General features: G+C 59.9%; 16 protein-coding genes. 5 read left to right on the forward strand and 11 right to left on the reverse strand.

What is annotated here, in order from left to right:
• Positions 1 to 227 precede the first annotated feature (227 nt).
• Positions 228 to 1,399 (forward strand): IS3-like element ISSpma3 family transposase gene (locus LH19_RS12585; RefSeq protein ID WP_145923318.1). Its coding sequence is split into 2 segments (ribosomal slippage): positions 228 to 480 and positions 480 to 1,399, totalling 1,173 coding nucleotides; the frame shifts between segments, so codons are not numbered across the junction.
• A gap of 187 nt (positions 1,400 to 1,586) precedes the next feature.
• Here the strand turns inward: LH19_RS12585 and LH19_RS29705 are convergent.
• The 4 genes from LH19_RS29705 to LH19_RS29875 all read right to left on the reverse strand — a co-directional run bounded on the left by LH19_RS29705 (position 1,587) and on the right by LH19_RS29875 (position 12,496).
• The gene (locus LH19_RS29705) at positions 1,587 to 6,827 is read right to left on the reverse strand and encodes a beta strand repeat-containing protein (protein ID WP_158514404.1); all 5,241 of its coding nucleotides are present in this window, start codon (positions 6,825 to 6,827) and stop codon (positions 1,587 to 1,589) included.
• 919 nt (positions 6,828 to 7,746) lie between these two features.
• Positions 7,747 to 9,141, reverse strand: a complete 1,395-nt coding sequence (locus LH19_RS12595; protein ID WP_054728400.1) for an HlyD family type I secretion periplasmic adaptor subunit — start codon at positions 9,139 to 9,141, stop codon at positions 7,747 to 7,749.
• Positions 9,138 to 11,291 (reverse strand): type I secretion system permease/ATPase, encoded by a 2,154-nt coding sequence (locus LH19_RS12600; protein WP_054733482.1) that lies wholly within the window; start codon positions 11,289 to 11,291, stop codon positions 9,138 to 9,140. The genes LH19_RS12595 and LH19_RS12600 overlap by 4 nt, the downstream gene beginning before the upstream one ends.
• Before the next feature lie 506 nt (positions 11,292 to 11,797).
• A complete protein-coding gene (locus LH19_RS29875; protein WP_082395646.1) occupies positions 11,798 to 12,496 on the reverse strand; it encodes a site-specific integrase in 699 nt (232 codons plus the stop codon).
• Positions 12,497 to 12,727: 231 nt separating this feature from the next.
• On the opposite strand from LH19_RS29875, the gene LH19_RS12605 reads away from it, so the two are divergent.
• Positions 12,728 to 13,942, forward strand: coding sequence for an IS256-like element ISSpma2 family transposase (locus LH19_RS12605; RefSeq protein ID WP_006954973.1), 1,215 nt, complete (start codon positions 12,728 to 12,730; stop codon positions 13,940 to 13,942).
• Here the strand turns inward: LH19_RS12605 and LH19_RS28000 are convergent.
• Complete coding sequence (locus tag LH19_RS28000) at positions 13,916 to 14,461, reverse strand: integrase arm-type DNA-binding domain-containing protein (protein WP_082395648.1); 546 nt, start codon at positions 14,459 to 14,461, stop codon at positions 13,916 to 13,918. The genes LH19_RS12605 and LH19_RS28000 overlap by 27 nt on opposite strands.
• Before the next feature lie 276 nt (positions 14,462 to 14,737).
• Here LH19_RS28000 and LH19_RS12610 point away from each other — a divergent pair, with 276 nt between their 5' ends.
• Complete coding sequence (locus tag LH19_RS12610; protein WP_054728408.1) at positions 14,738 to 15,481, forward strand: TSUP family transporter; 744 nt, start codon at positions 14,738 to 14,740, stop codon at positions 15,479 to 15,481.
• Between the two features lie 38 nt (positions 15,482 to 15,519).
• Here the strand turns inward: LH19_RS12610 and LH19_RS12615 are convergent, their stop codons facing one another.
• Both LH19_RS12615 and LH19_RS12620 read right to left on the reverse strand, forming a co-directional pair.
• Positions 15,520 to 15,837: an EF-hand domain-containing protein gene (locus tag LH19_RS12615; protein WP_054728411.1), complete on the reverse strand. Its 318-nt coding sequence runs from the start codon at positions 15,835 to 15,837 to the stop codon at positions 15,520 to 15,522.
• 99 nt (positions 15,838 to 15,936) lie between these two features.
• Positions 15,937 to 16,914, reverse strand: a complete 978-nt coding sequence (locus LH19_RS12620) for an NADPH:quinone oxidoreductase family protein (protein ID WP_054728415.1) — start codon at positions 16,912 to 16,914, stop codon at positions 15,937 to 15,939.
• A gap of 73 nt (positions 16,915 to 16,987) precedes the next feature.
• On the opposite strand from LH19_RS12620, the gene LH19_RS12625 reads away from it, so the two are divergent.
• Together LH19_RS12625 and LH19_RS12630 are read left to right on the forward strand one after the other, a co-directional pair.
• Positions 16,988 to 17,563, forward strand: coding sequence for a glycoside hydrolase family 108 protein (locus LH19_RS12625; protein ID WP_054728417.1), 576 nt, complete (start codon positions 16,988 to 16,990; stop codon positions 17,561 to 17,563).
• 58 nt (positions 17,564 to 17,621) lie between these two features.
• On the forward strand, positions 17,622 to 18,035 hold the full coding sequence (locus tag LH19_RS12630) for a holin family protein (RefSeq protein ID WP_054728420.1): 414 nt from the start codon (positions 17,622 to 17,624) through the stop codon (positions 18,033 to 18,035).
• Here LH19_RS12630 and LH19_RS12635 read toward each other — a convergent pair.
• The 4 genes from LH19_RS12635 to LH19_RS12650 all read right to left on the reverse strand — a co-directional run bounded on the left by LH19_RS12635 (position 17,998) and on the right by LH19_RS12650 (position 22,456).
• Positions 17,998 to 18,513, reverse strand: coding sequence for a hypothetical protein (locus tag LH19_RS12635; RefSeq protein WP_145923374.1), 516 nt, complete (start codon positions 18,511 to 18,513; stop codon positions 17,998 to 18,000). The two genes, LH19_RS12630 and LH19_RS12635, sit on opposite strands and share 38 nt — an antisense overlap.
• Complete coding sequence (locus LH19_RS12640) at positions 18,510 to 19,001, reverse strand: SRPBCC family protein (protein ID WP_054728428.1); 492 nt, start codon at positions 18,999 to 19,001, stop codon at positions 18,510 to 18,512. The genes LH19_RS12635 and LH19_RS12640 overlap by 4 nt, the downstream gene beginning before the upstream one ends.
• Positions 18,998 to 21,652, reverse strand: coding sequence for an alanine--tRNA ligase (gene alaS, locus LH19_RS12645; protein ID WP_054728432.1), 2,655 nt, complete (start codon positions 21,650 to 21,652; stop codon positions 18,998 to 19,000). Before alaS ends, LH19_RS12640 begins: the two co-directional genes overlap by 4 nt.
• A gap of 63 nt (positions 21,653 to 21,715) precedes the next feature.
• Entirely contained in the window at positions 21,716 to 22,456 is a 741-nt protein-coding gene (locus LH19_RS12650; RefSeq protein WP_054728435.1) for a hypothetical protein, read from the reverse strand.
• Between the last annotated feature and the right edge of the window lie 67 nt (positions 22,457 to 22,523).

Here is a 22,523-nt window from a genome sequence, read left to right on the forward strand (position 1 = left end):
CAATTAAACTCGCGATTGCCATTCCGATCATCGACGGCGTTCTAATAAATGAGCTCCGGCGGATGGTCGCACAACCAAACAAGCTTCGTAAGAGCAGCATCAACGTCGATCCTGAAAGCCTCGCGTGATATAATCGTCCGCCAATTCCTCTCCCATTCGAGCTGACGTGACCCCCTGATTTTCCTCCAACAGTGATTAGAGTCCGGCCTTGAAGGAAGGACGGACAGATGAAGCGTTTGAGGTTTTCGGAAGAGCAGATCATCGGGGTATTGAAGGAAGCGGAGGCGGGCGCGAAGACCGGCGAGCTGGCGCGGCGACACGGGGTGTCGGAAGCAACGATCTACAACTGGAAGGCCAAGTATGGCGGCCTGGAGGTGTCCGAGGCGAAGCGGCTGCGCTCGCTCGAGGACGAGAACGCGAAGCTGAAGCGGCTGCTTGCGGACTCGATGCTCGACAATGCGGCGCTGAAGGATCTTCTCACAAAAAAATGGTGACGCCCGCCGTTCAGCGGGAAGCGGTCGCCCATCTCCAGGCTTGCCATGGGATGAGCGAGCGGCGGGCGTGCCGTGTCACAGGGGCCGATCGGAAGAGCATGCGCTACCGGTCGCAGCGTGGTGACGATGCCGAGGTTCGGGAGAAGCTGCGCGAGCTGGCGCAGCAGCGTCGCCGGTTCGGTTATCGACGCCTGCATATCCTGCTGCGCCGGGAGGGCGTGATGATCAACAGGAAGAAGACTCAGCGCCTGTATCGGGAGGAAGGACTGATGGTCCGACGAAGACGTAACCGGCGCCGGGCGATCGGTGCTCGGGCGCCCGCACCGGTGCTGGCGCTACCGAACCAGCGGTGGAGCCTCGACTTCGTGCATGATCAGATGGCGTCAGGCCGGCGGTTCCGGGTGCTCAACATCGTCGACGACGTGACGCGGGAGTGCCTGCGCGCGGTGCCCGACACGTCGATCTCCGGGCGCCGGGTCGTGCGCGAGCTCAGCGATCTGATCGAGGAACGCGGCAGGCCGGGGATGATCGTCAGCGACAACGGGACCGAGCTGACATCGAACGCGGTGCTCGCATGGTGCGGTGAGGTCGGCGTCGAGTGGCATTATATCGCACCCGGCAAGCCGATGCAGAACGGCTATGTCGAGAGCTTCAATGGCCGGATGCGTGATGAGCTTCTGAACGAGACGCTGTTCCTCGACCTCGACCATGCCCGCACAGTGATCGCGGCCTGGGCCGAAGATTACAACCAGTCGCGGCCGCACTCGGCACTTGGATATGAGACACCGGCGGCGTTCGCCGCCGAACTGCATAAGCAATGGCCTGCGCAGCTACGCCCTTCGGGCTCCGCTGCGCAGGCCATTGCTTACACCGCGCTCATGCGCAACAAAGCTGCTGGGCTCTAATCCCGGCTGGTGGAAACCAGGGGGTCACGTCACCGCCATGTGCCACTAGCCAAGAGCTCGTACCCGATCCACATTAACCAAATGCGAACGGGCTGCCACAAAAGCGCAGAAACCCGTTCGCTGTATGATCAGAATTGCCGATCCCGATCATGCTGCCCGGCAAGAAGGCGGCCGAGACTAAACCTTACTACGCCAGCATAGCCTCACGTACCGGAACGAAATGGATATCGCGCGGCATCATTGCGTGATCGTCGAAGCGAAGCTCGGCGACATTGGTACTCCCGGCCATGAAGCCAGCGATCGCTTCGCTAAAGCGGGCCGCGGCACGATCGATATCGAGCGAAAGCGGCAGGCCCTGCGGAATGCGGTCGTGCAGGAGAGACGGACGGATGAGTTGCCGTGAAAGCGGGTCATAATTCAGCGCAATGTCGCCGAATGCTCCTGTGGAACCATCTGTGCGAGTGAAGCTGCCGTTGTTGATGACCATGTTATCGCCCCACGCCCAGGTTCGGTTGACTGCCTCCCCTGAAAGATCGATCGATGCGATACCGACGTCCGCGAGCGAACGGATCTCTCTCGTCTCAGAGCGTCCGTTGCCATTGGCATCGCGCCAAATCTTAAACTCGCCGAACTTTTCGTCGGAGGAGGAGAATACTCCATCGCCGTTGCTGTCGAAAGCGCGCAAGCCGTCAAGATCGGACGTTGCTCCCGGCTTGTCGCTGGTGAAGCTGAGTTCGCTGCCGTTGCTGACCAGCCCATTTCCATCTCGGTCAAACATCAGGAAGCCGTCATCGCGGCCTATCCACCCCGTTTGATTTCGCGTTCCATCTCCGTCCCAATCGAAAGCAACATTCGTGTCGCGATTATTGACCAAGCTTACACCATCACCGTTGAGATCGAGAACGATGGGCGAAGTAATCCCGACCTGCACTCCGCCTTTGAATTCAGCGATCTCGATCCCGATTACCGTATCCGTTCCGTCATTGCCATCGGTCGCCGGCTGATTGTCGGCAATGGTCACAACGCCAGCGTTGGTCGCGATCGTATGGCTTGCCTGCGTTCCGGCGAAAACGGCAACGTCCGATGCGCCAGCGCCCCCGTCCAGCACATCGTGGCCCGCTCCGCCCGTCAAGCGATCATTCCCGCCGAGCCCGAAGAGGGTGTCGTTACCAGAACCGCCATTTAGCGTGTCATTCGAAGCAGTGCCGCGAAGCGGCAGATCCGCGACATCGACAATGACATTTCCTCCGTAGGAAAAGTTCAGATGCTCGATGTTGGAAAGCGTGTCTTCACCAGCCGAGCCGACGAGATCGACGACGGTTACCGACCCGTCGATTTCCCGGAACGCTTCGAAATCACTCGAAAGGCCGAAGTAGTTGGCAGTGTCGTCACCGTTGCCACCGTCGAGGATATCATCGCCTCCCCATCCGGTCAGTTGGTCGTTGCCGTCCAATCCAAGCAACGTATTTCCGAAACCATCGCCCGAGATGCTGTTATCGAGAGCATTGCCCGTGCCATTGATCGCCGTAACCCCGTTCCAAAGCGAGAGCGATTCAAGATTTGCACCCAAGGTGTAGCTGACGCTGGATTCGACGGAGTCATATCCTTCGTTTGCATTCTCGATGATCAAATCGCCGCTGTCGTCGACCACGTAAGTGTCATCACCTTCGCCGCCGGTCATTGTATCCGCGCCCTCACCGCCATCGAGATAATCGTTGCCGGCATCGTCCGTCAGGACATCGTCGCCTTCGAGACCTACCAGCGTATCGTGCCGGTTCGTTCCCAAAATCACGTCGTTGCCGCTGGTTCCGAGTGGCGGAAGATCGGCTGGAATCAGCACAGTCGTATCGTCGCCTGCGAAATAGAGAGCTTCGATATCAACCAATTCATCGGAACCGTCGGCGCCAGACTCGCTATAATCATCGACGTAAACGCTGCCATCGGTCCACAGGTAGACGGAGTAATCGGTCGATTTTCCGCTGTAATATGCAGTGTCATTGCCATCACCGCCATCGAGCAGGTCGTAACCGACGCCTCCTTGCAAGATATCATTCCCATCGCCGCCTTCGATGACGTCGTCACCTTCGCCGCCGATAAGAATGTCATCACCGTTCGTTCCGCCGAGCGGCAACGTGTTGATGTCGAGCGTCACATCGTCGCCCGCGAAATAGATGGATTCCACGCCCTGCAACGTGTCAGTGCCATCATTGATCCCAAGTCCGGTCGTCTCGATCGTCGCGCCGCCACCTGACAGGCGAGTAACGATATAGTCGGTCGATGAACCAGAGTAATTGGCAACGTCATTTCCATCGCCACCGTCGATCAGATCGTCACCTTCGCCGCCGTCGATGACGTCATCGCCGCCTAGCGCCTTGATCGTATCGTTCCCACCAAATCCCTGGATATCATTGTCGTGGTCGCTCGCGGTAATGACGTCGGCGCCCGCGGTGCCCTCATATCCAAAGAAATCCCCGACATTGTAGAATTCGCCGTCGCTCACAAAGAAAATGCGCTCGATGCCCGTCGCTGTCAGTTCTCCTTCGCGACCGATATTGTCGGTCAGGGTCATCGACCCGGCGTTCCCTGATATCGTGAATTGGGCGCGCGATCCGAACAGGTTGAGCGTGTCTTCGCCAGCACCGCCATCTATGCTGTCGTTACCACCCGACGTCTCGAAATTGTCGTTACCATCGCCGCCACTCAGACTATCATCGCCGCTTCCCCCCGCGAGGTGATCGTCGCCCGAGGTTCCGGTGGTATCACCGGGATCGGGAGCGGTCGCTGCGTTGAAGCCAGACAAATCGGTCGCGTATGCGCTGGTGCTGCCGAAAACAACATGGTGTAACGGATTCAGCTGCGAGCCGTTGAAGCTGATGATGCTGAAGGCCGTTGAACCACCGTGGTCATTTGCATGTACATATTGATTGGGAAGAAAGACCGAGTCGCCCGTCGCATCTATAACGACTGCGATATCGGCAAAGCCAGAAAAGGAGCCGCTCGTCGGCGTCGCATCGATGACGATCGTAAAATCATCATAGTCCAAGCCGTCCATCACGATGTTCAGATTGGTGCCCAGGCTCGCAGGACTTAGAATCGATGCGGGCGTGATCACGGTATCATGTCCACTACCAGCGGCAAGGACGACATCGACGCTTACGAAGCCGGCAACCTCAATGACGTCGTCATCTTCGCCGCCATCAACTGTCAGATCGCTCGAGTATGAATCATCGTAAGATCCCGATGCGAAATCCAGTTTGATATAGTCGTTCCCGCTCCCTCCATCGATAATATCATAGGCGGATGAACTGACAATAAAGTCACTACCAGCGCCGCCATTTATGATGTTTTCGTTATAGTTCCAGTTTTCCAATTGATCGCCATAAATGACATCATTGCCGTCACCACCAGTGAGGGTGTCATCTCCATCGCCGCCATAGATCGTCGCGTTACCGGTCGATCCCGCGGTCGAAATTGTGTCGTTGCCAGCGCCGCCATCGAGCCGTTTCTTACCGTCGCTGGCATCGGAAAGGCTATCGTTGAGAGCCGAGCCGATCACTTGAGTATGGAAGCCTTCAAGCGTGATTTCACCGCCGCCAACTGAGCGAATATAGCCGTTGCCAGAGCCGTCGATGTCGAGTTCAATCTCTTTCGTCGAGCTGCTGCCGTTAAGGATCGAGCCGAATGCGTTGGGCGACTGCCCACCGTATGCGTCGATAGTCAGTTCGGTGTCGGTCGGGATTTCACCGTTGACCTGCACAAAATCATATTTGGTCGTACCGATAATCTTCTCGATCAACGCAAGCGTGTCAGTACCGCCCATGCCGTCCTTGACCGTGATTGTTGCCGATTCCGCAGTTCCATCGAATGTGATCGTGATTGGATTAGAACTTGAGGAATAATCCACCGTGTCCTCGCCACCGCCACCCTCGATCTCGTTATCTTTATCATTTCCTTTTATGATGTCGTCGCCAGATCCGGCCCAAACTCTTTCTGCACCAAGTATCGTGAGTGATTTATTTCCGGAGCTATCATCTCGTGCCTTAACATTGCTTGACGTCGCTGAGAGGTCGATCGAAAGATTTGCAGAATTGCGGGAGGCATCTATAAGATCGCCCTCCCCCGGTCCCGTCGCGTTGCCTTCCATTTTGATCTCCGCGATGCCACCTTTTCCATCTGAGCCAGCGAATTGATCACCCTCGATCACATCGAGGCGCACAACGTCATCCATGTCAGTCAGCTTGATATGTTCGATCGAGATCAAAGTATCGTTTCCGAACGACATCTCGCTGGGTGAGCTCATTTGATCGAGGACAAAAAACGCAGCACTTTTGTCGCCAGGATCAATCGTTCCAAACGTCCACGCCGGTGCATCTACGGAACTAGCTGGGCCAATAAAAACGGTCAGGCCAGCGCCAACCAGACCTCGAAGGCCGGTTGTCTCGTACTGGACAGTGTCTTCTCCATCATCTTCCAGACTGGTCCGGCCGCTGCCGGTGTAGTCTCGAAAATCACCCCCGTGCAGAAGGTCATCGCCATTTCCTGCAGTCAAAGCGTCGTCGCCGTCGCCGCCGAAAAGGCGATCAGATGCCCACCAAAATGTCATGTCTCCATCAGAGAGCTCGTCATCGCCCCCGCGCCCGAGTACTATATCTCGACGATAAGTTCCTTTTGCCACGCCTGAGCCCACATCCGCAGTCGCTCTGCCAACAATTAGGTTGGTTGGCTCCGATTCGGTCACATCGCCAGTCGCCTGCCGATACGCAAGCATATCGTTCACGGTATAAAATTCATTTGAGGATATGTAGCTTGACTTACTGTATTGGGCTGTCAGATTTGAGCTAACATTGTTCCCAACTATGAATTGCTTTCCTTCAAAATCTATCCAGTTTCCACCTCCGCTATCTCCTCCTTCGGTTAGGGCATCGGTGTCGGTGATCTTCAATCCTACACTATCTGCTTCAATGTAACCGGAGTTTACTTCCTCAGTCCCGGTCGTCATCCCCCACCGTTTAAATTTTGTTCCGGAAGTCAGTGAAAAATTTGCAGAGAAAATGTCAGAACTTTCTAAATAAACTGCCATTCCCGCGTCATCTTTTCCTACTCCCCCACCATATTCTAAAAATACTATATCGCTATTAACAATATTAATCTCAATGAATTGAGAACTAATAGTATGCCCCCCTGTTGGAACCGGAAGTGGGGTGCTCAGGCCGGCAACCCGAGTGACGTACTGGGAATAGTATGAGCGAGGATCATAAAAAAGCGTAGCTCCGCTCAAAAGACGGATTTGACGATTCGTATCATTCTCGTTGAATTCGTACATCACATGACCTGCCGTCAGCATAATACCGTCGCCAATCATGACGCCCGAACCGTCCGTTGTTCCCGAACTTGCGCGAGGTGGGGCGAGAGACTTATTATCGGGCATTGGAATTTCTCCTGCGACAGTAAACGCCATTGATGGCAATAGATTCTGGATTGAAGAGAATGGGGATCACGTCCTCTCTGGTGGATGCTTGACCCACCTGAGGACCGTAACCCAACCCCTCAGGCCAGACGCACCAATCAGGCACCCTTCGATCGGCACAATAGAAGCCATATCGAGATGACTTGGCGCCAAATTTTTGCCTCGCCAATACCGGCGTCCATTTTGCACACCAAGGGTGACGTCGCTCTTTAAGCGCTAGCCCGCTGAATGGCCGCGAAAGGTCCCGTCTGCAGCTTTCACCGTTAGAGTCACGCCCGGTTGTAGGGCGCTGACAGAAGCGCCTATGCGACAACTGCTCAGCTTGCGAGGCGCGGGTATCATTGTCGTCATACGGCTGATCCGTTCTAGCAACGCAGAAAGGAACCGAAGGACGGACAGGTATTGACGAAGAAACGCAGTGTGTCGCGCCATCAAGGCCTGTCCGGGAGCACATTTTTTGCCAATTGGTCCAGAGCTCGCAATCTGGATTTTTGCCGTCAAAACTCGCCAAGGCCGCGTTAGCTGCGGCACCGGAGCGATAATAGATGCTTGGTTCTTCACTGGCTCCAGGCAGGAGACAGAGAATGACGCTTGAAAATATGGCGGCCGACTTGATCTTCATTTGATCTCTCCGCTACTTCTCAAATACTTACATATACCACAACAAGACAATAGTAATACAATAAATTTCGCCCTCACCTCAAACTCTTCTTAATTACGAATGCAAAATTGCACAATTTCTTGCTACAATGTCAATCAATAGAAATATTAGGGCAATTTTTTAAACATATGTTCGATACTCGTCTATAGAACGTGGAAATGCGCCTCTGAGATGCTTGTCCATAAATCCTTACCTTCCACCCGGATAAATTAACTAGGTTCACCGCTCTCGCCCCGCTTCTAGCCGTGCTTCATCAATCGGGCTCAACAGGTAACTTGCAATGCTACGCTCTCCCGTCCTTACGTCTGCCGTCACGCTCATTCCCGGCGTCAATCGTACGCGACCGCTTTCACGACTGATCAGCATTCGCTTGAGTTTGATCCGAACGGGATATACTAGGCCCAGCTTCTCATCCTCGATCGCGTCCGAACTGATCGAGACCACCTGACCGGGAATAGTTCCGTACCGCGTGAACGGGAAGGCTTCGATTTTAACGGCTACATCCTGGCCGATGCGGACGAACCCCATATCCTTGTTTAACAGCCTCACCTCGGCCTCAAGACTGGCGCGCGATGGAACGATGATCATGATGGGTTTGGCAGGCTCAACCACGCCACCCACGGTGTGAATTGCCAATTGCGCAACCGTGCCATCGACGGGCGACACGAGCCGCTGGAGTCGACTACGTTGCTCACTCTTGACGAGTTCCTCTGTACGCAACCGCGCTTCGGCTTGCGACCGTGCCAAGTCCTGAAGCACCTTCGAACGCGCTTCCGCGCGACTAAGCGCCACACCACTTCCCGCACCGGCGAGTTCCGCCTCGCTACGCCTCGCCGTGTCGAGTGCGGCATCCCGATCTCGGATTGCGACCTGTCGCTGGCGGCGTAGCTCAATGACCTTGAGCTTTGCCGCAAAGCCCTTCGCGAGTAGTGCCTCATACGCTTGAAGCTGCTCATCGATCAGGGGCAGCGTCTCGTCGAGCTTCCTTGCTTGCGTAAGCGCCTCGTCGCGCGACGCCGAGGCCGCCGAACGATCCGCCCCGCGTCCCGACATCGCTGCCGAGATCGCCGCAAATTCACTCGACGCAAGCGAGCGCTGCGTTTCGGCAATTTCCGCCGGCGTTCCTGTGGGAGCCGAAAAATGAAGGCCATGACCATCGAGCGCGCCCAGCACAGCCCGCGCACGAGCCACCTCTAGCAATGCCGTTTGAAGCGCACTCTTGGCCTGCGCGATATCGGCGGCCGTCTCGGTCGGATCGAGTTCCACAAGCGCTTGCCCCTTCCGGACCGCTTGCCCGTCGCGAACGAGGATCGATCGCACCACGCCGGCACTGCTGGGCTGGATGAGCTTCACGCTACCGGCAGGAATGATTTTGCCCGACGCGGATGCTACGACATCAAGGCGGCCGAAAACCGCCCACAGCAGCGCCAGCACCAAGCCACCGCCGAACAAGTAGAAAGAAATCCGGGCTGTGGGCGAAACTGGCTTCTCAATGATTTCGAGAGCGGCTGGCAAAAAATCGGTCTGCGTCCGTTCGACGCGCGACTTGGCGAGGGCTCGATCCTCGGCAAGCGCGACCTTGGCGACATTCCAGTGGCGGACGATCATGTTCATGCAGCCACTCCGCCATCGGCCAAACCCATTTGCTGACGATATAAATCGGCGTAACGCCCGCCGTGAACCAGCAATTCTTCATGCGTACCGCGCTCGACGATACGTCCTTGTTCCAGAGCAATGATGCGCTGGCACTGGCGGATCGCCGACAGGCGATGTGCGATGATGAGCACCGTGCGCCCCTGCGCCATCGCCTTGAGGTTGCGTTGAATGATCGCCTCGCTTTCAGCGTCGAGCGCGGAAGTTGCTTCGTCGAGGATGAGAATCCGCGGCTGTGTGACGAGAGCCCGGGCGATTGCGAGCCGCTGACGCTGCCCGCCAGAGAGGTTGACGCCGCGCTCCTCAACGACCGTGTCATAGCCCTGCGGTAGGCGAACAATGAACTCGTGGGCGCCTGCAAGCTGAGCGGCTGCCATTACATGATCGAGCGGCATCGCCGGATGGCTCAGCGCGATGTTCTCGCGGATCGATCGGTTGAACAGGAGATTTTCCTGAAGAACCACTCCGATCTGTCGACGTAGCCAAGCCGGATCGATCTGACCGATATCGACGCCATCGATGAGGATGCGGCCTGCGGCCGGGGTGTAAAGGCGCTGGAGCAGTTTGGTGAGCGTTGATTTACCCGATCCCGATGAGCCGACGATACCGAGCGTCGCCCCCGCTTCCAGATCGATATCGATGTCTTCGAGCGTCCAAGGCCCATCGAGCCCGTAGCGGAACTTCACGCCCTCAAAACGAATATGGCCCTTTACGGTGGGAAGGGCCGTCCGACTCCCGGCCCCCGGCTCCGTCGGTTGGTTGAGGACATCGCCAAGACGCTCAACGGCGATACGCACCTGTTGAAACTCTTGCCAGAGTTGCGCCATGCGGATGACCGGTCCCGACACCCGCTGCGCAAACATGTTGAAGGCGACGAGACCGCCGACAGTCAGATTACCTTCAATCACCGCGACCGCACCGAAATAGAGGATTGCGGCAAGATTGAGCTTCGAGATCAGCTGGATCGCCTGTGACCCGGTATTCCCCAAATTTATGACTTGCTGGTTCGCGGCACTGTAACCTGCAAGCTGACGTTCCCAACGATCCTGCCATTGCGGTTCGACCGCCGACGCCTTGACAGTCTGAATGCCCGAAATGCTCTCGATCAGCAGCGCATTGTTGGCCGCTCCGCGCTCGAACTTTTCATCGATCCGCGCGCGGAGCGGTTTGGTCAGCAGTGCCGCGACTGCGACATAGGCCGGTAAGGTGATCGCAGTGATCACGAAGAGCGTCGGCGAATAGATCCACATCGCTGCAAGGAACACGATTACGAAGATGGGGTCGATCAGCACCGACATAGACGCGTTGGTCAAAAACTCCCGGATCGTCTCCAGCTGACGAATGCGCATCGCCGTATCGCCGACGCGACGCGCCTCGAAATAGGCGAGCGGCAATCCTAACATGTGACGGAACAGCCGCGCCCCCAGCTCGACATCTATCTTCTGGCAGGTTTCCGAATAGAGACGCGTTCTTATCCAGCCGAATGCGACCTCCCACACGCTGACCGCAACAAAACCAAATGCGAGCACCTGAAGAGTTGCCATCGTATTGTGCACGAGCACCTTATCGATGATATTCTGGAAGAAGAGCGGTGCCGCGAGGCCAAGAAGGTTCAACGCGAGCGTGATCAACAGAACCTCGCCGACAAGACGGCGGTATTTGACGATCTGGGGCACGAACCAACTGACATCGAAACGGCCTACTGGGCCACCGACACCTTCGCGCGTCGTAATCAAAATAAGTTCGCCGGACCAACGCTCTTCCATATCCCCATATGACAACCGTTCGGGAGCGTTGTTGGGACGCTGGATCAGGACCATATCCTGCCCGGCCTTTCCAATAAGGAACCAGCCGTCCCTTCCATGGGCCAATGCCGGAAGGGGAAGCATCTTAAGATCGCCGCCCCCTACAACGACGCGCCTAGCGCGCACATCAGTTTGTCGCTTTGCCAGCCGCAAGAGATCATCTGCCGTCACATCATGTTGGTGACCTAGATCATGGCGGAGTTGATCGGGATCGACGGCGATTCTGTGGAGAGATAGAAGCGTTGCGAATGCAACAAGATCATTACGCCCGCGCGCCGCACTTTTCTGATGGTCGGTAGAGTTTATTCGATCCCGACCACCTTCCACCGCGCTTCACCCCCGCAATGACGCTGAAACTTCAAATTCCCGTTTGGAATTCTGAATATCCGCACTCACATGTGAGGTAAGTTATGGATTTATATTGATTTGTCTACCAATAATATTTCCTGGTAAAGACATTTTTGGTTAAAATATTGTTTAATATTTATGGACCTGAGCGGTCACTTCCACATGCCTGAGAGCGAGACATAAAGGCTCAGGCAGCCGACCATCTCTAAAAGGGGATATTCGATCCCGCTCAACTTTGCATCAACAATACGGTCCAAATTGAAGTATTCTTTTGGATAACGCTCCTGCCCGCCTTCCCAGAAGCAGAGGGGGTCACGTCAGGGGCCTTCCATGATTTGTGGCTCGATGGAATTTACGATATCCCAGCGGGCTCGACGCCGGTTCAGGCCCGAGAGCCACCGGCTCTCATTATACGATGGCGACATAGTGCATTATTGAGCGATTGCATATTGTCGAAACCCTGATCAGGAACCAGTGGATGATATCTCGAATTCGTCAACACGTTCAGCAAGCCAGTCGGCCCATCGCTCCAACGCCTCCCGCTTCTCGTCAGCCCAGTCATGCCTCATGTAGACTCCCGCAACGCCTGCCTGAGTTGTAGACACATGGTTTAGAATCGCCTCGGTAACCTCAAAACGAACGCCAAGCTTCTGCATGTTCGTCGCGACCGTCCGACGTAAGTCGTGCGGTCGCCACGCTTGGACCCGCCCAGGTTGGCTCCGGTCGATTGCTCCATCCAATCTCCGTTTCGCTTTCGAAAAGCCCGAAACTGCGGCGTTGCCGGAGTGAGTGAATACGAAGCCCGACCTTGGCCATTGATCTGTTCCAGCTAATGCCGCCAGTTCACCCATCGCAATCCGATTCAATGGCACAATATGGCTTCGCCCATTTTTGACGCGTTCAGGCGGCAAAAGCCAGCGATGTTGATCCTGATCAAGCTCCTCCCAACGCATTCCAGCAACTTCAGTCCGACGCTGGCCAGTGAGAATTAGAAGCCTAAAGAATGGCCCCCAGACAGGGCCTGCATGGTCTGCGTAAGCTGCTATAATCAGTAATTCATTATCACTTAGCACGCGATCACGTGACTTGGGAGGCGCCGGAACCCGCATTCCCTGCATCGGCGAGTTGTCGAGGTCTCCTCGCTCCACTGCCCAGTTGAACATCCGCCGAAGCAGCGCAAAAAGATTCCGAGGCAATGCCGGACTATCGTCGGGTAGCCGATCAAATATCTCGGTGAGTTAGCGTCCGCGCTCGTGGTGTAATTTCCGGTGTAGGCGATGGTGTATTCCGGGGTGGGGCATGCCCCACCCCGGAATGCGGCGTCGCTGGTGGCCACCGGGTTCATCGTTATGGTGGAGTTTGCACACTTCAACCGTGACGAAGAGGAGTTCCCGATGACCGAGGACAGATTACTGATCGAAGAGCTTGCTGCGAAGGGCGGCCAACCGGATTTTTTGCGCACCATCGCCGAGAACGTGCTGCAGCTGATCATGGAGGCCGACGTTGATGGCCTGATCGGCGCGGGTCGCCACGAACGCAGCAGCGAGCGCGCGACCTGGCGCAACGGCTATCGCGACCGTTCGCTGGATACCCGGGTAGGCACGCTGAACCTGAAAATCCCCAAGCTGCGTGCTGGGTCCTACTTTCCGGGCTTCCTTGAGCCCCGCAAGATGGTCGAGAAAGCGCTGGTTGCGGTGATCCAGGAAGCGTGGATCGGCGGGGTCAGCACCCGGCGGGTCGATGAACTCGTCCAGGCCATGGGCATGACCGGCATCTCCAAGTCCACCGTCTCCAAGCTTTGCAAGGACATTGACGAGCGCGTCCATGCCTTTCTGAAACGCCCGCTCACCGGCGAATGGCCGTATCTCTGGCTCGATGCCACCTATCTCAAGGTACGCGAAGGCGGGCGGATCATCAGCGTTGCCGCAATAATCGCCATGGCCGTCAACACCGAGGGCCGGCGCGAGATCGTCGGCCTGCATATCGGCCCCTCGGAAGCGGAGGTCTTCTGGTCCGACTTCCTGAAGGACCTTGTTCGGCGCGGTCTTACCGGCGTGAAGCTGGTCATCTCCGATGCTCACGAGGGCCTCAAGGGCGCGATCACCCGCGTCATGGGCGCCACCTGGCAGCGCTGCCGGGTGCACTTCATGCGCAATGCCCTGTCCTATGTGCCCAAGGGCCAGAACACTGTCGTCGCCGCCGCGATCCGCCAGGTCTTCCTGCAGCCCGATCAGAAAAGCGCAACGCAGGTCTGGCGACAGGTCGCCGACCAGTTGCGCACCCGTTGGCCCAAGCTCGGCGCCTGCATGGACGAGGCCGAAACCGACGTGCTCGCCTACACCGGCTTTCCCACCCAGCACCGCACGAAGTTACACTCAACCAATCCGCTCGAGCGGCTCAACAAGGAGGTCAAGCGCCGCGCCGACGTCGTCGGAATCTTCCCGAACGAAGACAGCATCATCCGCCTCGTCGGGGCTGTGCTGATGGAGCAGAACGACGAGTGGCAGCTCCAGCACCGATACATGCAGATCGAAGGCATGGCCGAACTCAACCAACCCATGATCGAGGAGGAAAATCAGCCCCTACACATCACCGCCAAAGCCGCCTGACGATGGCCCACGGCCACAGCCGAAATTACACCACCTTGACGGACGCGACCTCTCGGTGATATGTCGACGCGTGATGATTGGAAGCGGCTTCGATGTCAAAACGGGAATGAGCCAGCGGCGAATGTTGCTTTCATGCGACTTGTAGGTTTGAGGGCGCCATTCTCGACGCGCATAGAGATCCAAGAACCGTTGCGCATAACGATCAAAGCGAAGCTCAATCTGCTCACGCTCCCGCTCCTTCTCGATCGCCCTTGGGTCTTCACCACCATGGACGATATGCAAAACACGCATCGCCTCAACGCGCGCCGTCGCCGCCGTCCAAGGGCTGCCATGCTTGCCAATCGTAAATCGCTTTGTCGGCGTTCTCATGCCGCCCATTCGATACTGGACGACGTAAATCTTCGATCCGGCTTTCGTAATCTTGAGACCGAAGCCGGCCAATTCAGTGTCCCATTCAAAGCGATCTTTGCTGGCCGGAAGCGCGGATTCAACCGAGCGTGTTGTCAGTTTAATCGGCATCCTTATCAATCATCCCAGCAATCACATAGCAATCAGCGCAACATATTTCGCATTTGAACGAATTCAAGGGAGTTGACTAAATTCGACAGATTACCTAACTTTTTCGCGCATCACCTGACAGATGAAAAGCGCAGAAAAGCGTTGATCATCACACTGGGGGTGTGGGGGTCGGAGGTTCGAATCCTCTCGTCCCGACCAATTTTCCACCGCCGCCCCGTGCGGTCCTACCGCACAAGCGTGATACGCCGCGCGGCATTTCGCTGAAAGCGGCGCACGATGCAGACAAGCGTGCTGATCGTCATCGCGGCCTTTGCAACCTCCATTCTCTCGGGCATTTTCGGCATGGCGGGCGGCCTGCTACTGATGGGCCTGCTCGCGTGGCTGCTCCCCGCCGCCACCGCGCTGGCCCTGCACGGTGTCATCCAGTTCGCCTCGAATCTCTGGCGCGCGACCCTGCATCGCCGGCATGTCGTGTGGCCGGTGCTGCTGTGGTTCGCCGCTGGCTCGGCCGTAGCGATCGCGCTCTTCTCGCTGCTGATCTTCGCCCCGACGAAATTTTACGTGTTCCTAGGCCTCGGGCTGATGCCGATTCTCGTCTGGCTGCCCGAACGCTGGCTGCGCCTCGACGCGGCGCGGCCCGCGCATGCGATCGGCGGCGGGTTCGTTTCAACAGGGCTGGCGCTGGTGTCGGGCGTATCGGGGCCGGTCACCGACCTGCTCTTCATCCATTCGCGGCTGAACCGGCATCAGGTGGTGGCGACCAAGGCGGTGATGCAGGCGATCGGCCATGCGTCGAAGATCGTTGTTTATGGCGGCGTGCTGCTGAGCGCTGCGGCGCGGGATGCGATCGCGCTGCCCGCCATGGCGATTGCGATCGCGGCATCGATGGCCGGTATCATGGTGGGCGGTATTTTGCTCGACCGGATCAGCGAGGCGCAGTTCCGTTTCGTCCGCCGCTGGCTGGTAACGCTGATCGGCGCGACATTTCTTCTGCAGGCGGCGCGGATCGCCCTCGCCTGACGGGGGAACGGGGCGGCCTTATCCGCCGCCCCGCCCGCTCATTCGCCTTCGGACGGCGGCGGCGATGCGCGCGAGTCGCGGATCGCCTGGATTTCGCCCTTGTCGATCGCACCGTCGCCATTGGCATCGATATGCTTGATAAAGCTGTCGATCTTTTCGGGCGCCGCCAGCGACGGATCGCCTTTCTCCTTGGCGCGCAACTCGGCCATCTTGGTGACTTCGGCCTTGTCGAGCTTGCCGTCGCCATTGGTGTCGATCGCCGCAAACATCCGGCCATTATCGTCCTGCGGCTGCGCGCCGGCGGCGGCCGGAAGGGCTAAGCCGAGCGAAGCGGCGATGATCGTCAGTTTCTTCATGCAAAATCCTTTGGTCATGATCGGCAAAGCTGCCGGGATACCCCGCCGCCGACATGCCAGTTCGCGCGCCGCAAGGCCATGCGGGCGCCGCTCGGTTCGTCACGGTTTCAGCACGACCTTGCCCACCACCTCGCGCCGTTCGAGCATCGCGAAGCCCTCGCGCCAGTCCGCGAGGTCGAGCGCGGAATGGACGTGCGGGCGGATTTTCCCCGCCGCTGCCAGCGCATCGATCGCCGCGAGATTTTCGGCGCCGCGGTCGGGAAAGCGGCGCCCATATTCGCCCGCACGCACCCCGACGACCGAAAATCCCTTGATCAGCGGCATGTTCACCGACACCTCGGGGATGCGGCCCGAGGTAAAGCCGACCACCAGCAACCGTCCGCCGAACGCGATGCAGCGCGTCGATTCGTCGAAGACGTCGCCGCCGACCGGATCGAAGATCACATCGGCGCCGCGTCCGCCGGTCAGGTCCTTGACCGTTTCGCGAAAGCCCGGCGCCGCGTCGATTACGGCTTCGGGAGCGTATAGTTCGGCCAGCGCGGCGCGCTTCCCGGCACTGCTCGCCGCCGCGATCACCCGCGCCCCCAGCGTCCGCGCCAGATCGACCGTTGCCAGCCCGACCCCGCCCGCCGCCCCATGGACCAGGACCCATTCGCCCGGCTCGACCCGCGCACAGCGGACCAATGCGACCCAGGCGGTGAGATAGGCTGCCGGATAGGCGGCCGCCGCCTCCCAGCCCAGCGCCTCGGGCTTGCGGCGCAACGCGCCCGCCGGAACGATGCAATATTCGGCCATCGCGCCGAACCGGTTGCCACCGACCACCGCATCGCCGGCGCGCCATCCCGTCACGCCCGGACCGATCGCATCGACCTCGCCGGAAAATTCCAGCCCCGAGACGAAGGGCAATTCGGGTTTGAGCTGATAGGCGCCGCGGGTCATCAGCAGGTCGGGGAAATTCACCGCCGCCGCGCGCACCCGCACCCGCACTTCGCCCGGGCCGGGCTCGGGCACTGGCAGGTCGACCAACCCGGCACCGGCATGATCGGGGAGCAATTCGCGCACCTGAAGCGCCCGCATCGGCAAAAATCCTTTCCTACAATATTCCAATATGGTTCGTTTGTTTTCTTTAGACGAACCACAGGAGCGAATCATGCCGAAAGCCGACCCTTCGACCTCCGACGTCGACACGCTGATCGATGCCGTCATCGACCGCGAAGGCCGATATGTAAACCACCCCGCCGATCGCGGCGGCCCGACCTGCTGGGGGATTACCGAAGCGGTCGCGCGCGCGCAGGGTTATGACGGGGCGATGCGCGACCTTCCCCGCGCCGAAGCGGCATCGATCTATCGCCGCCTCTACTGGCTGCGCCCCGGCTTCGACCGGGTCGCGCTGCGCGCGCCGAAGATCGCCGCCGAACTGTTCGACACCGGGGTGAACATGGGCACCGGCACCGCGGCCGGCTTTCTCCAGCGCGCGCTCAACGCGCTCAACCGGGCCGCGCGCGACTATCCCGACATCGCGGTCGACCGCGACATCGGCCCGCGCACCCTCGCGGCGCTCGACGGCTTCCTGAAGGCGCGCGGCAAAGGCGGCGAGACGGTGCTCCTCCGCGCGATGGAGGCGCTGCAGGGCGAACGCTACATCGCGCTCGCCGAACGCCGCCCGAGCCAGGAAGCCTTTCTCTACGGCTGGCTCGCCAACCGGATCGGTGACGCAAGCCACTGATTTCAAACATGCCGAGGTAACAAATTCGACAAGTTACGAATGAAAAGGAACGCCAGAAATGAGTATTATCGAAGGCCTGATCGGCCCCATCGCCAAGCTGATCGACAAGATCATTCCCGACCCCGACGCCCGCGACCGCGCCAAGCTCGAGCTGCTCAAGCTGGAAGGCGGCCAGGAGATGGAAGCGATCCGCGCCCGCATGACCGCGATCGTCGCCGAAGCCGGCAGCGCCGACCCGTGGACCAGCCGCGCGCGGCCGAGCTTCCTCTATGTGATGTACGCGCTCTTGCTCTGGGCGATCCCGATGGGCCTCATCGCCGCCGCGCGGCCCGAAATGGCGAAAGGCATCGCCGAGGGCATGAACGCCTATCTCGCGGGCATCCCCGAACCGCTCTACGCGCTCTTCGGCACGGGATATCTGGGCTACACCGCCGCTAGGGCGTGGGGGAAGGCAAAGGGGGCGGAGACTTAGGCTCCAGGAGCGCATCGGCGGATGGCGCGGCCGCGCTGTCCGCCTTGCCCCGCGCGATCGCCAGCGCGACCTCGCGATCGATCCGCGGCAAGCGATGGCTCTCCAACCCCTCCCCCTGGTCGAGGCTCAACTCTACCGCGTCCTTCCCCGCCGGATTCACGAGCACGTCGAGCATCCGGCCCTTGCGATAGACGGTAAAGGAAATGCCGTTCAACCCGCGACGCAGCGACCGGCTCTCGACATCGACGCAGCGGTCGTCGCACTCGACGAAGTCGACCGTTTCGCTCTCGCTGCCCTGATCAAGGGTCAATTCGAACCCGCGTAGATCGGTGCCGCCCTGCCCCGCCGCGACATTGCCATAGGTCCCGCCCGGGATGTGCCAGCCGCCCTGACCGGTCTCCGCCGGGTCGCTTTCCCCGCCGCAACCGGCCACGGACAACAGGGCGATGCCGAGCAACGCGGACGCGGCAGCCCTCATGCGCCGCGCTCCTCGCCTTCGACGACCGCGGCGAGGTTCGCGAGCGACGAATTGAGGCCCTCGACATGATCCTTCGCCGAAATACCCGGCGGGACATGATGCGCATCGATCGTCACCAGCGTGCCGCCGCTTTTCCGCGACAGATACCAGTGCATCGCCATCGTCCCCGAAAAGCGCGGATCGTCGGATTCGAACTCGACTTCCCAGACGATCAACCGGCCGTCGTCGAGTACCGGGATATGGACCGCAACCACATCGCTGTCGTCGTCGCTCTTGGTCTCGACATCGGGATCGTCGAAGGTCAGCCGCAGCCTGAAGCCGCCGCCCTCGCTGAGGTCGCAATGCTCGAATTCGCCGGTAGCGCCCTCGGGCGGCAGCCAGCGCGCGAGCTTGTCGGCGCTGGTGAAGGCCGCGAAGACATCGACGAGCGGCGCATTGATCAGCCGTTCGGCATGATCGGTGCGCCGCGTTTTCTTGCTCTGTTTCAAGCCAGCGCCGCTTTGACCGCTGCCACCGCGGCATCGGCCGCACCGCCGTCGGGTCCGCCGCCCTGCGCCATGTCGGGTCGGCCGCCGCCGCCCTGCCCGCCCAGCGCCGCGACCGCCGCCTTGACCAGGTCGACCGCGCTATGCTTGCCGGTGGTGTCGTCGGTGACGCCGACCGCGACCGAAGCACGCCCGTCGTTCACCGCGACGAGCATCGCAACGCCGCTGCCGACCTGTTTCTTCAGCCCGTCGACCGTGCCGCGCAATTCCTTGGGATCGAGCCCGTCGACCACCTGCGCGAGGAAGGCGGTGTCGCCGACCTGTTCGACGGCCGGACCGGCAGCCGCGCCACCACCACCGCCCGAGCCGCCAAGCGCCAGCGCCTTCTTCGCATCGGCAAGCTCGCGCTCGGCCTTCTTGAGCTGCTCGGCGAGCGCCGCGACCCGCGCCGGGACCTCGTCGGGCGAGGTCTTGAGCGCCGCCGCCGCCGCCTTCAGCGCTTCGTCACGTCCGTTCAGCCAGGCGCGCGCCGCTTCGCCGGTCAGCGCTTCGATGCGCCGCACCCCCGAAGAGACCGCGCTTTCGCTGATGATCTTGAAGAGGGCGATATCGCCGAGCGCACGGACGTGCGTGCCGCCGCAAAGTTCGACCGAATAATTCTGATCGTCGGCTTTGCCCATGCTGAGCACGCGGACCTCGTCGCCATATTTCTCGCCGAACAGCGCCATCGCACCCGCCGCGATCGCATCATCGGGCGTCATCAGCCGCGTCGACACGGCTTCGTTGGCGCGGATCTGCGCGTTCACATCGGCTTCGACCAAGGCAATCTCTTCGGCGGTCAGCGCCTTGGGATGCGAGAAGTCGAAGCGAAAGCGGTCCTCGGCGACAAGGCTGCCTTTCTGCGTCACATGGCCGCCCAGCCGGTTCCGCAGTGCCGCGTGCAACAGGTGCGTCGCGCTGTGGTTGGCGCGGATGCGGTCGCGGCGTTCGGCATCGACGGTGAGCTGCACCGTATCGCCGACCTTCAGCGTCCCCGCCTCCAGCTTCGCCTGATGCGTGTGCAGGCGACCGAGCGGCTTGCCCGTGTCGCTGACCGAAGCCTTGGCGCCTTCCAGCGTGGCAATCCTGCCCGCGTCGCCCATCTGGCCGCCGCTTTCGCCATAGAAAGGCGTCTGGTTGGTCAGCACGACGACCTCGTCGCCCGCCTTCGCCTCTTCGACCGGCTTGCCGTCCTTGACCAGCCCAATCACCGTCGCTTCGCCGACGGTCGAGCCATAGCCGGTGAATTCGGTGCTGCCGTTCGTCTCGGCAAGGTCGAACCAGATTTCGTCCGATGCCTTTTCGCCGCTGCCCTTCCACGCCGCGCGCGCGGCCGCCTTCTGCTGCGCCATCGCGGCATCGAAGCCCGCACGGTCGACCGCGATGTCGTTGGCGCGCAGCGCATCCTCGGTCAGGTCGTAAGGGAAGCCATAGGTGTCGTAGAGCTTGAACGCGACTTCGCCGGACAGCGTGTCGCCCTTGCCCATGCCGACCGTCGCCTCGTCGAGGAGGCGCAGCCCCTTGTCGAGCGTCTGGCGGAACTTCGTCTCCTCGCGTTCCAGCGTCTCGGCGATCAGCGGCTGGGCGCGAATGAGCTCGGGATAGGCGGCGCCCATTTCGGCGGTCAACGACGGGAGCAGCCGGTGCATCAGCGGATCCTTCGCGCCGAGCAGATGCGCATGACGCATCGCGCGGCGCATGATCCGGCGCAGCACATAACCGCGGCCTTCGTTCGACGGCAGCACGCCATCGGCGACGAGGAAACTCGACGCACGCAGGTGATCGGCGATCACCCGGTGGCTGGCCTGCGTGGCGCCCTCGGCCGGCACGCCGGTCAGGTCGACCGACGCCGCGATCAGCGCCTTGAAGGTGTCGGTGTCGTAATTGTCGTGGACGCCCTGCAGCACCGCGGCGACACGCTCCAGTCCCATGCCGGTGTCGATGCTCGGCCGCGGCAGGTCGACGCGCTCGCCGCCCGGCAACTGCTCATATTGCATGAACACGAGGTTCCAGATCTCGACGAAGCGGTCGCCGTCTTCCTCCGGCGATCCCGGCGGGCCGCCCCAGATATGGTCGCCATGGTCATAGAAGATTTCGCTGCACGGACCGCAGGGCCCCGTGTCGCCCATCGACCAGAAATTGTCGCTGGTCGGGATGCGGATGATCCGATCCTCGGGCAAGCCCGCGATCCGCTTCCACAGATCATATGCCTCGTCGTCGGTGTGATAGACGGTTGCGGTCAGCTTTTCCGGCTTGAGCCCCCACGTCTTCGTAATCAGCGTCCAGGCATGCTCGATCGCCTGTTCCTTGAAATAGTCGCCGAAGGAAAAATTCCCCAGCATTTCAAAGAAAGTATGGTGGCGCGCCGTGTAACCGACATTGTCGAGGTCATTGTGCTTGCCGCCCGCGCGCACGCATTTCTGCGCCGACACCGCCGTCTTGTAAGGCCGGGTTTCGAGGCCGGTGAAGACATTCTTGAACGGCACCATGCCCGCGTTGACGAACATCAGCGTCGGGTCGTTGTACGGCACCAGCGGCGCCGACGGTTCGATATGATGTCCCGCCCCCGCGAAATAGTCGAGGAAAGAGCGGCGAATGTCGTTGGTCGATGTCATTCGCGCGATCTAGTGCGCCGCGCCGCGTTTCTCAAGCAGGATACGCGCCGCGCGGACCTTTCGTCAGCGCTGGCAAAGCCGGTTGAGCTCTTCGTCGCTATAACCTGCCTCGTCGATCAACGCCTGCGAGACATAGCGGACGTCATATTGCGAGATCGTATAGACACCGCTGCTGACCCGATAGAGCAGCAAGCCGCCGCAGGTTCCGGCGATTCCAGGATGGCTGCTGATGACCGCGAAATAAGCGTAAGCGCCGGGATAGGCCGCATCTTCGGGGTTGTTGAGCCAGCCGTCGAGCCGGACGGTAAACTCGCCCGGACCGGTCTGGTGCATCTTGGCTTCGTCGCTGAAGCGCTTCATTTCCGCCGTCGTCGCTTCGAGCGCCGGGTCCATGAGTTTCGCGAGCGCGGCGCCATTGCCGCTGTCCAGATAGGAGACGAAATCCGCCGCGACCCTGGTCGCCGCCCCGATTTCGGCCTCGTTCGCCTTCCAGTCGGCGGGCACCGGCTTGTAAGGATCGGTCGCGGGATCGTAGCAGGAAAAGCTCTGGCGAAAATCCTTGATCACCGTAACGCCGCGGTCGACATCGATCTGGTTGTCGAAATAATAGCGCCCGAACCGTACCTTCAGCTTGCCGCAGCGCTCGCTCGCCAACGCCGTGATACGCTTGATCGTCGGGTCGTACTGGTCGGCGTCGATCATCGCCACCGTTGCCGAATAACCCTTGCCGGGCACCGGCTCGAGCTTGATCTCGGGCTGGCCGGCCGCCGCCGCTGCGAGCAACGCGAGTGCGATCATCGTCATAAGTCCCCCACCGAATCTCCGGCGCGGGCGCCGGTCGCGTGCCTATCCCGCGAACGCCACCGCGCCC

This window comes from Sphingopyxis macrogoltabida (genome assembly GCF_001314325.1).
Lineage (GTDB): Bacteria > Pseudomonadota > Alphaproteobacteria > Sphingomonadales > Sphingomonadaceae > Sphingopyxis > Sphingopyxis macrogoltabida.

Coding starts and splice junctions, on each gene's coding strand:
- LH19_RS29705 (WP_158514404.1), bottom strand. CDS start 6,827: ATGCCCGATAATAAGTCTCTCGCCCCACCTCGCGCAAGTTCGGGAACA.
- LH19_RS12595 (WP_054728400.1), bottom strand. CDS start 9,141: ATGAACATGATCGTCCGCCACTGGAATGTCGCCAAGGTCGCGCTTGCC.
- LH19_RS29875 (WP_082395646.1), bottom strand. CDS start 12,496: ATGTTCAACTGGGCAGTGGAGCGAGGAGACCTCGACAACTCGCCGATG.
- LH19_RS12605 (WP_006954973.1), top strand. CDS start 12,728: ATGACCGAGGACAGATTACTGATCGAAGAGCTTGCTGCGAAGGGCGGC.
- LH19_RS28000 (WP_082395648.1), bottom strand. CDS start 14,461: ATGCCGATTAAACTGACAACACGCTCGGTTGAATCCGCGCTTCCGGCC.
- LH19_RS12610 (WP_054728408.1), top strand. CDS start 14,738: ATGCAGACAAGCGTGCTGATCGTCATCGCGGCCTTTGCAACCTCCATT.
- LH19_RS12615 (WP_054728411.1), bottom strand. CDS start 15,837: ATGAAGAAACTGACGATCATCGCCGCTTCGCTCGGCTTAGCCCTTCCG.
- LH19_RS12620 (WP_054728415.1), bottom strand. CDS start 16,914: ATGCGGGCGCTTCAGGTGCGCGAATTGCTCCCCGATCATGCCGGTGCC.
- LH19_RS12625 (WP_054728417.1), top strand. CDS start 16,988: ATGCCGAAAGCCGACCCTTCGACCTCCGACGTCGACACGCTGATCGAT.
- LH19_RS12630 (WP_054728420.1), top strand. CDS start 17,622: ATGAGTATTATCGAAGGCCTGATCGGCCCCATCGCCAAGCTGATCGAC.
- LH19_RS12635 (WP_145923374.1), bottom strand. CDS start 18,513: ATGAGGGCTGCCGCGTCCGCGTTGCTCGGCATCGCCCTGTTGTCCGTG.
- alaS (WP_054728432.1), bottom strand. CDS start 21,652: ATGACATCGACCAACGACATTCGCCGCTCTTTCCTCGACTATTTCGCG.
- LH19_RS12650 (WP_054728435.1), bottom strand. CDS start 22,456: ATGACGATGATCGCACTCGCGTTGCTCGCAGCGGCGGCGGCCGGCCAG.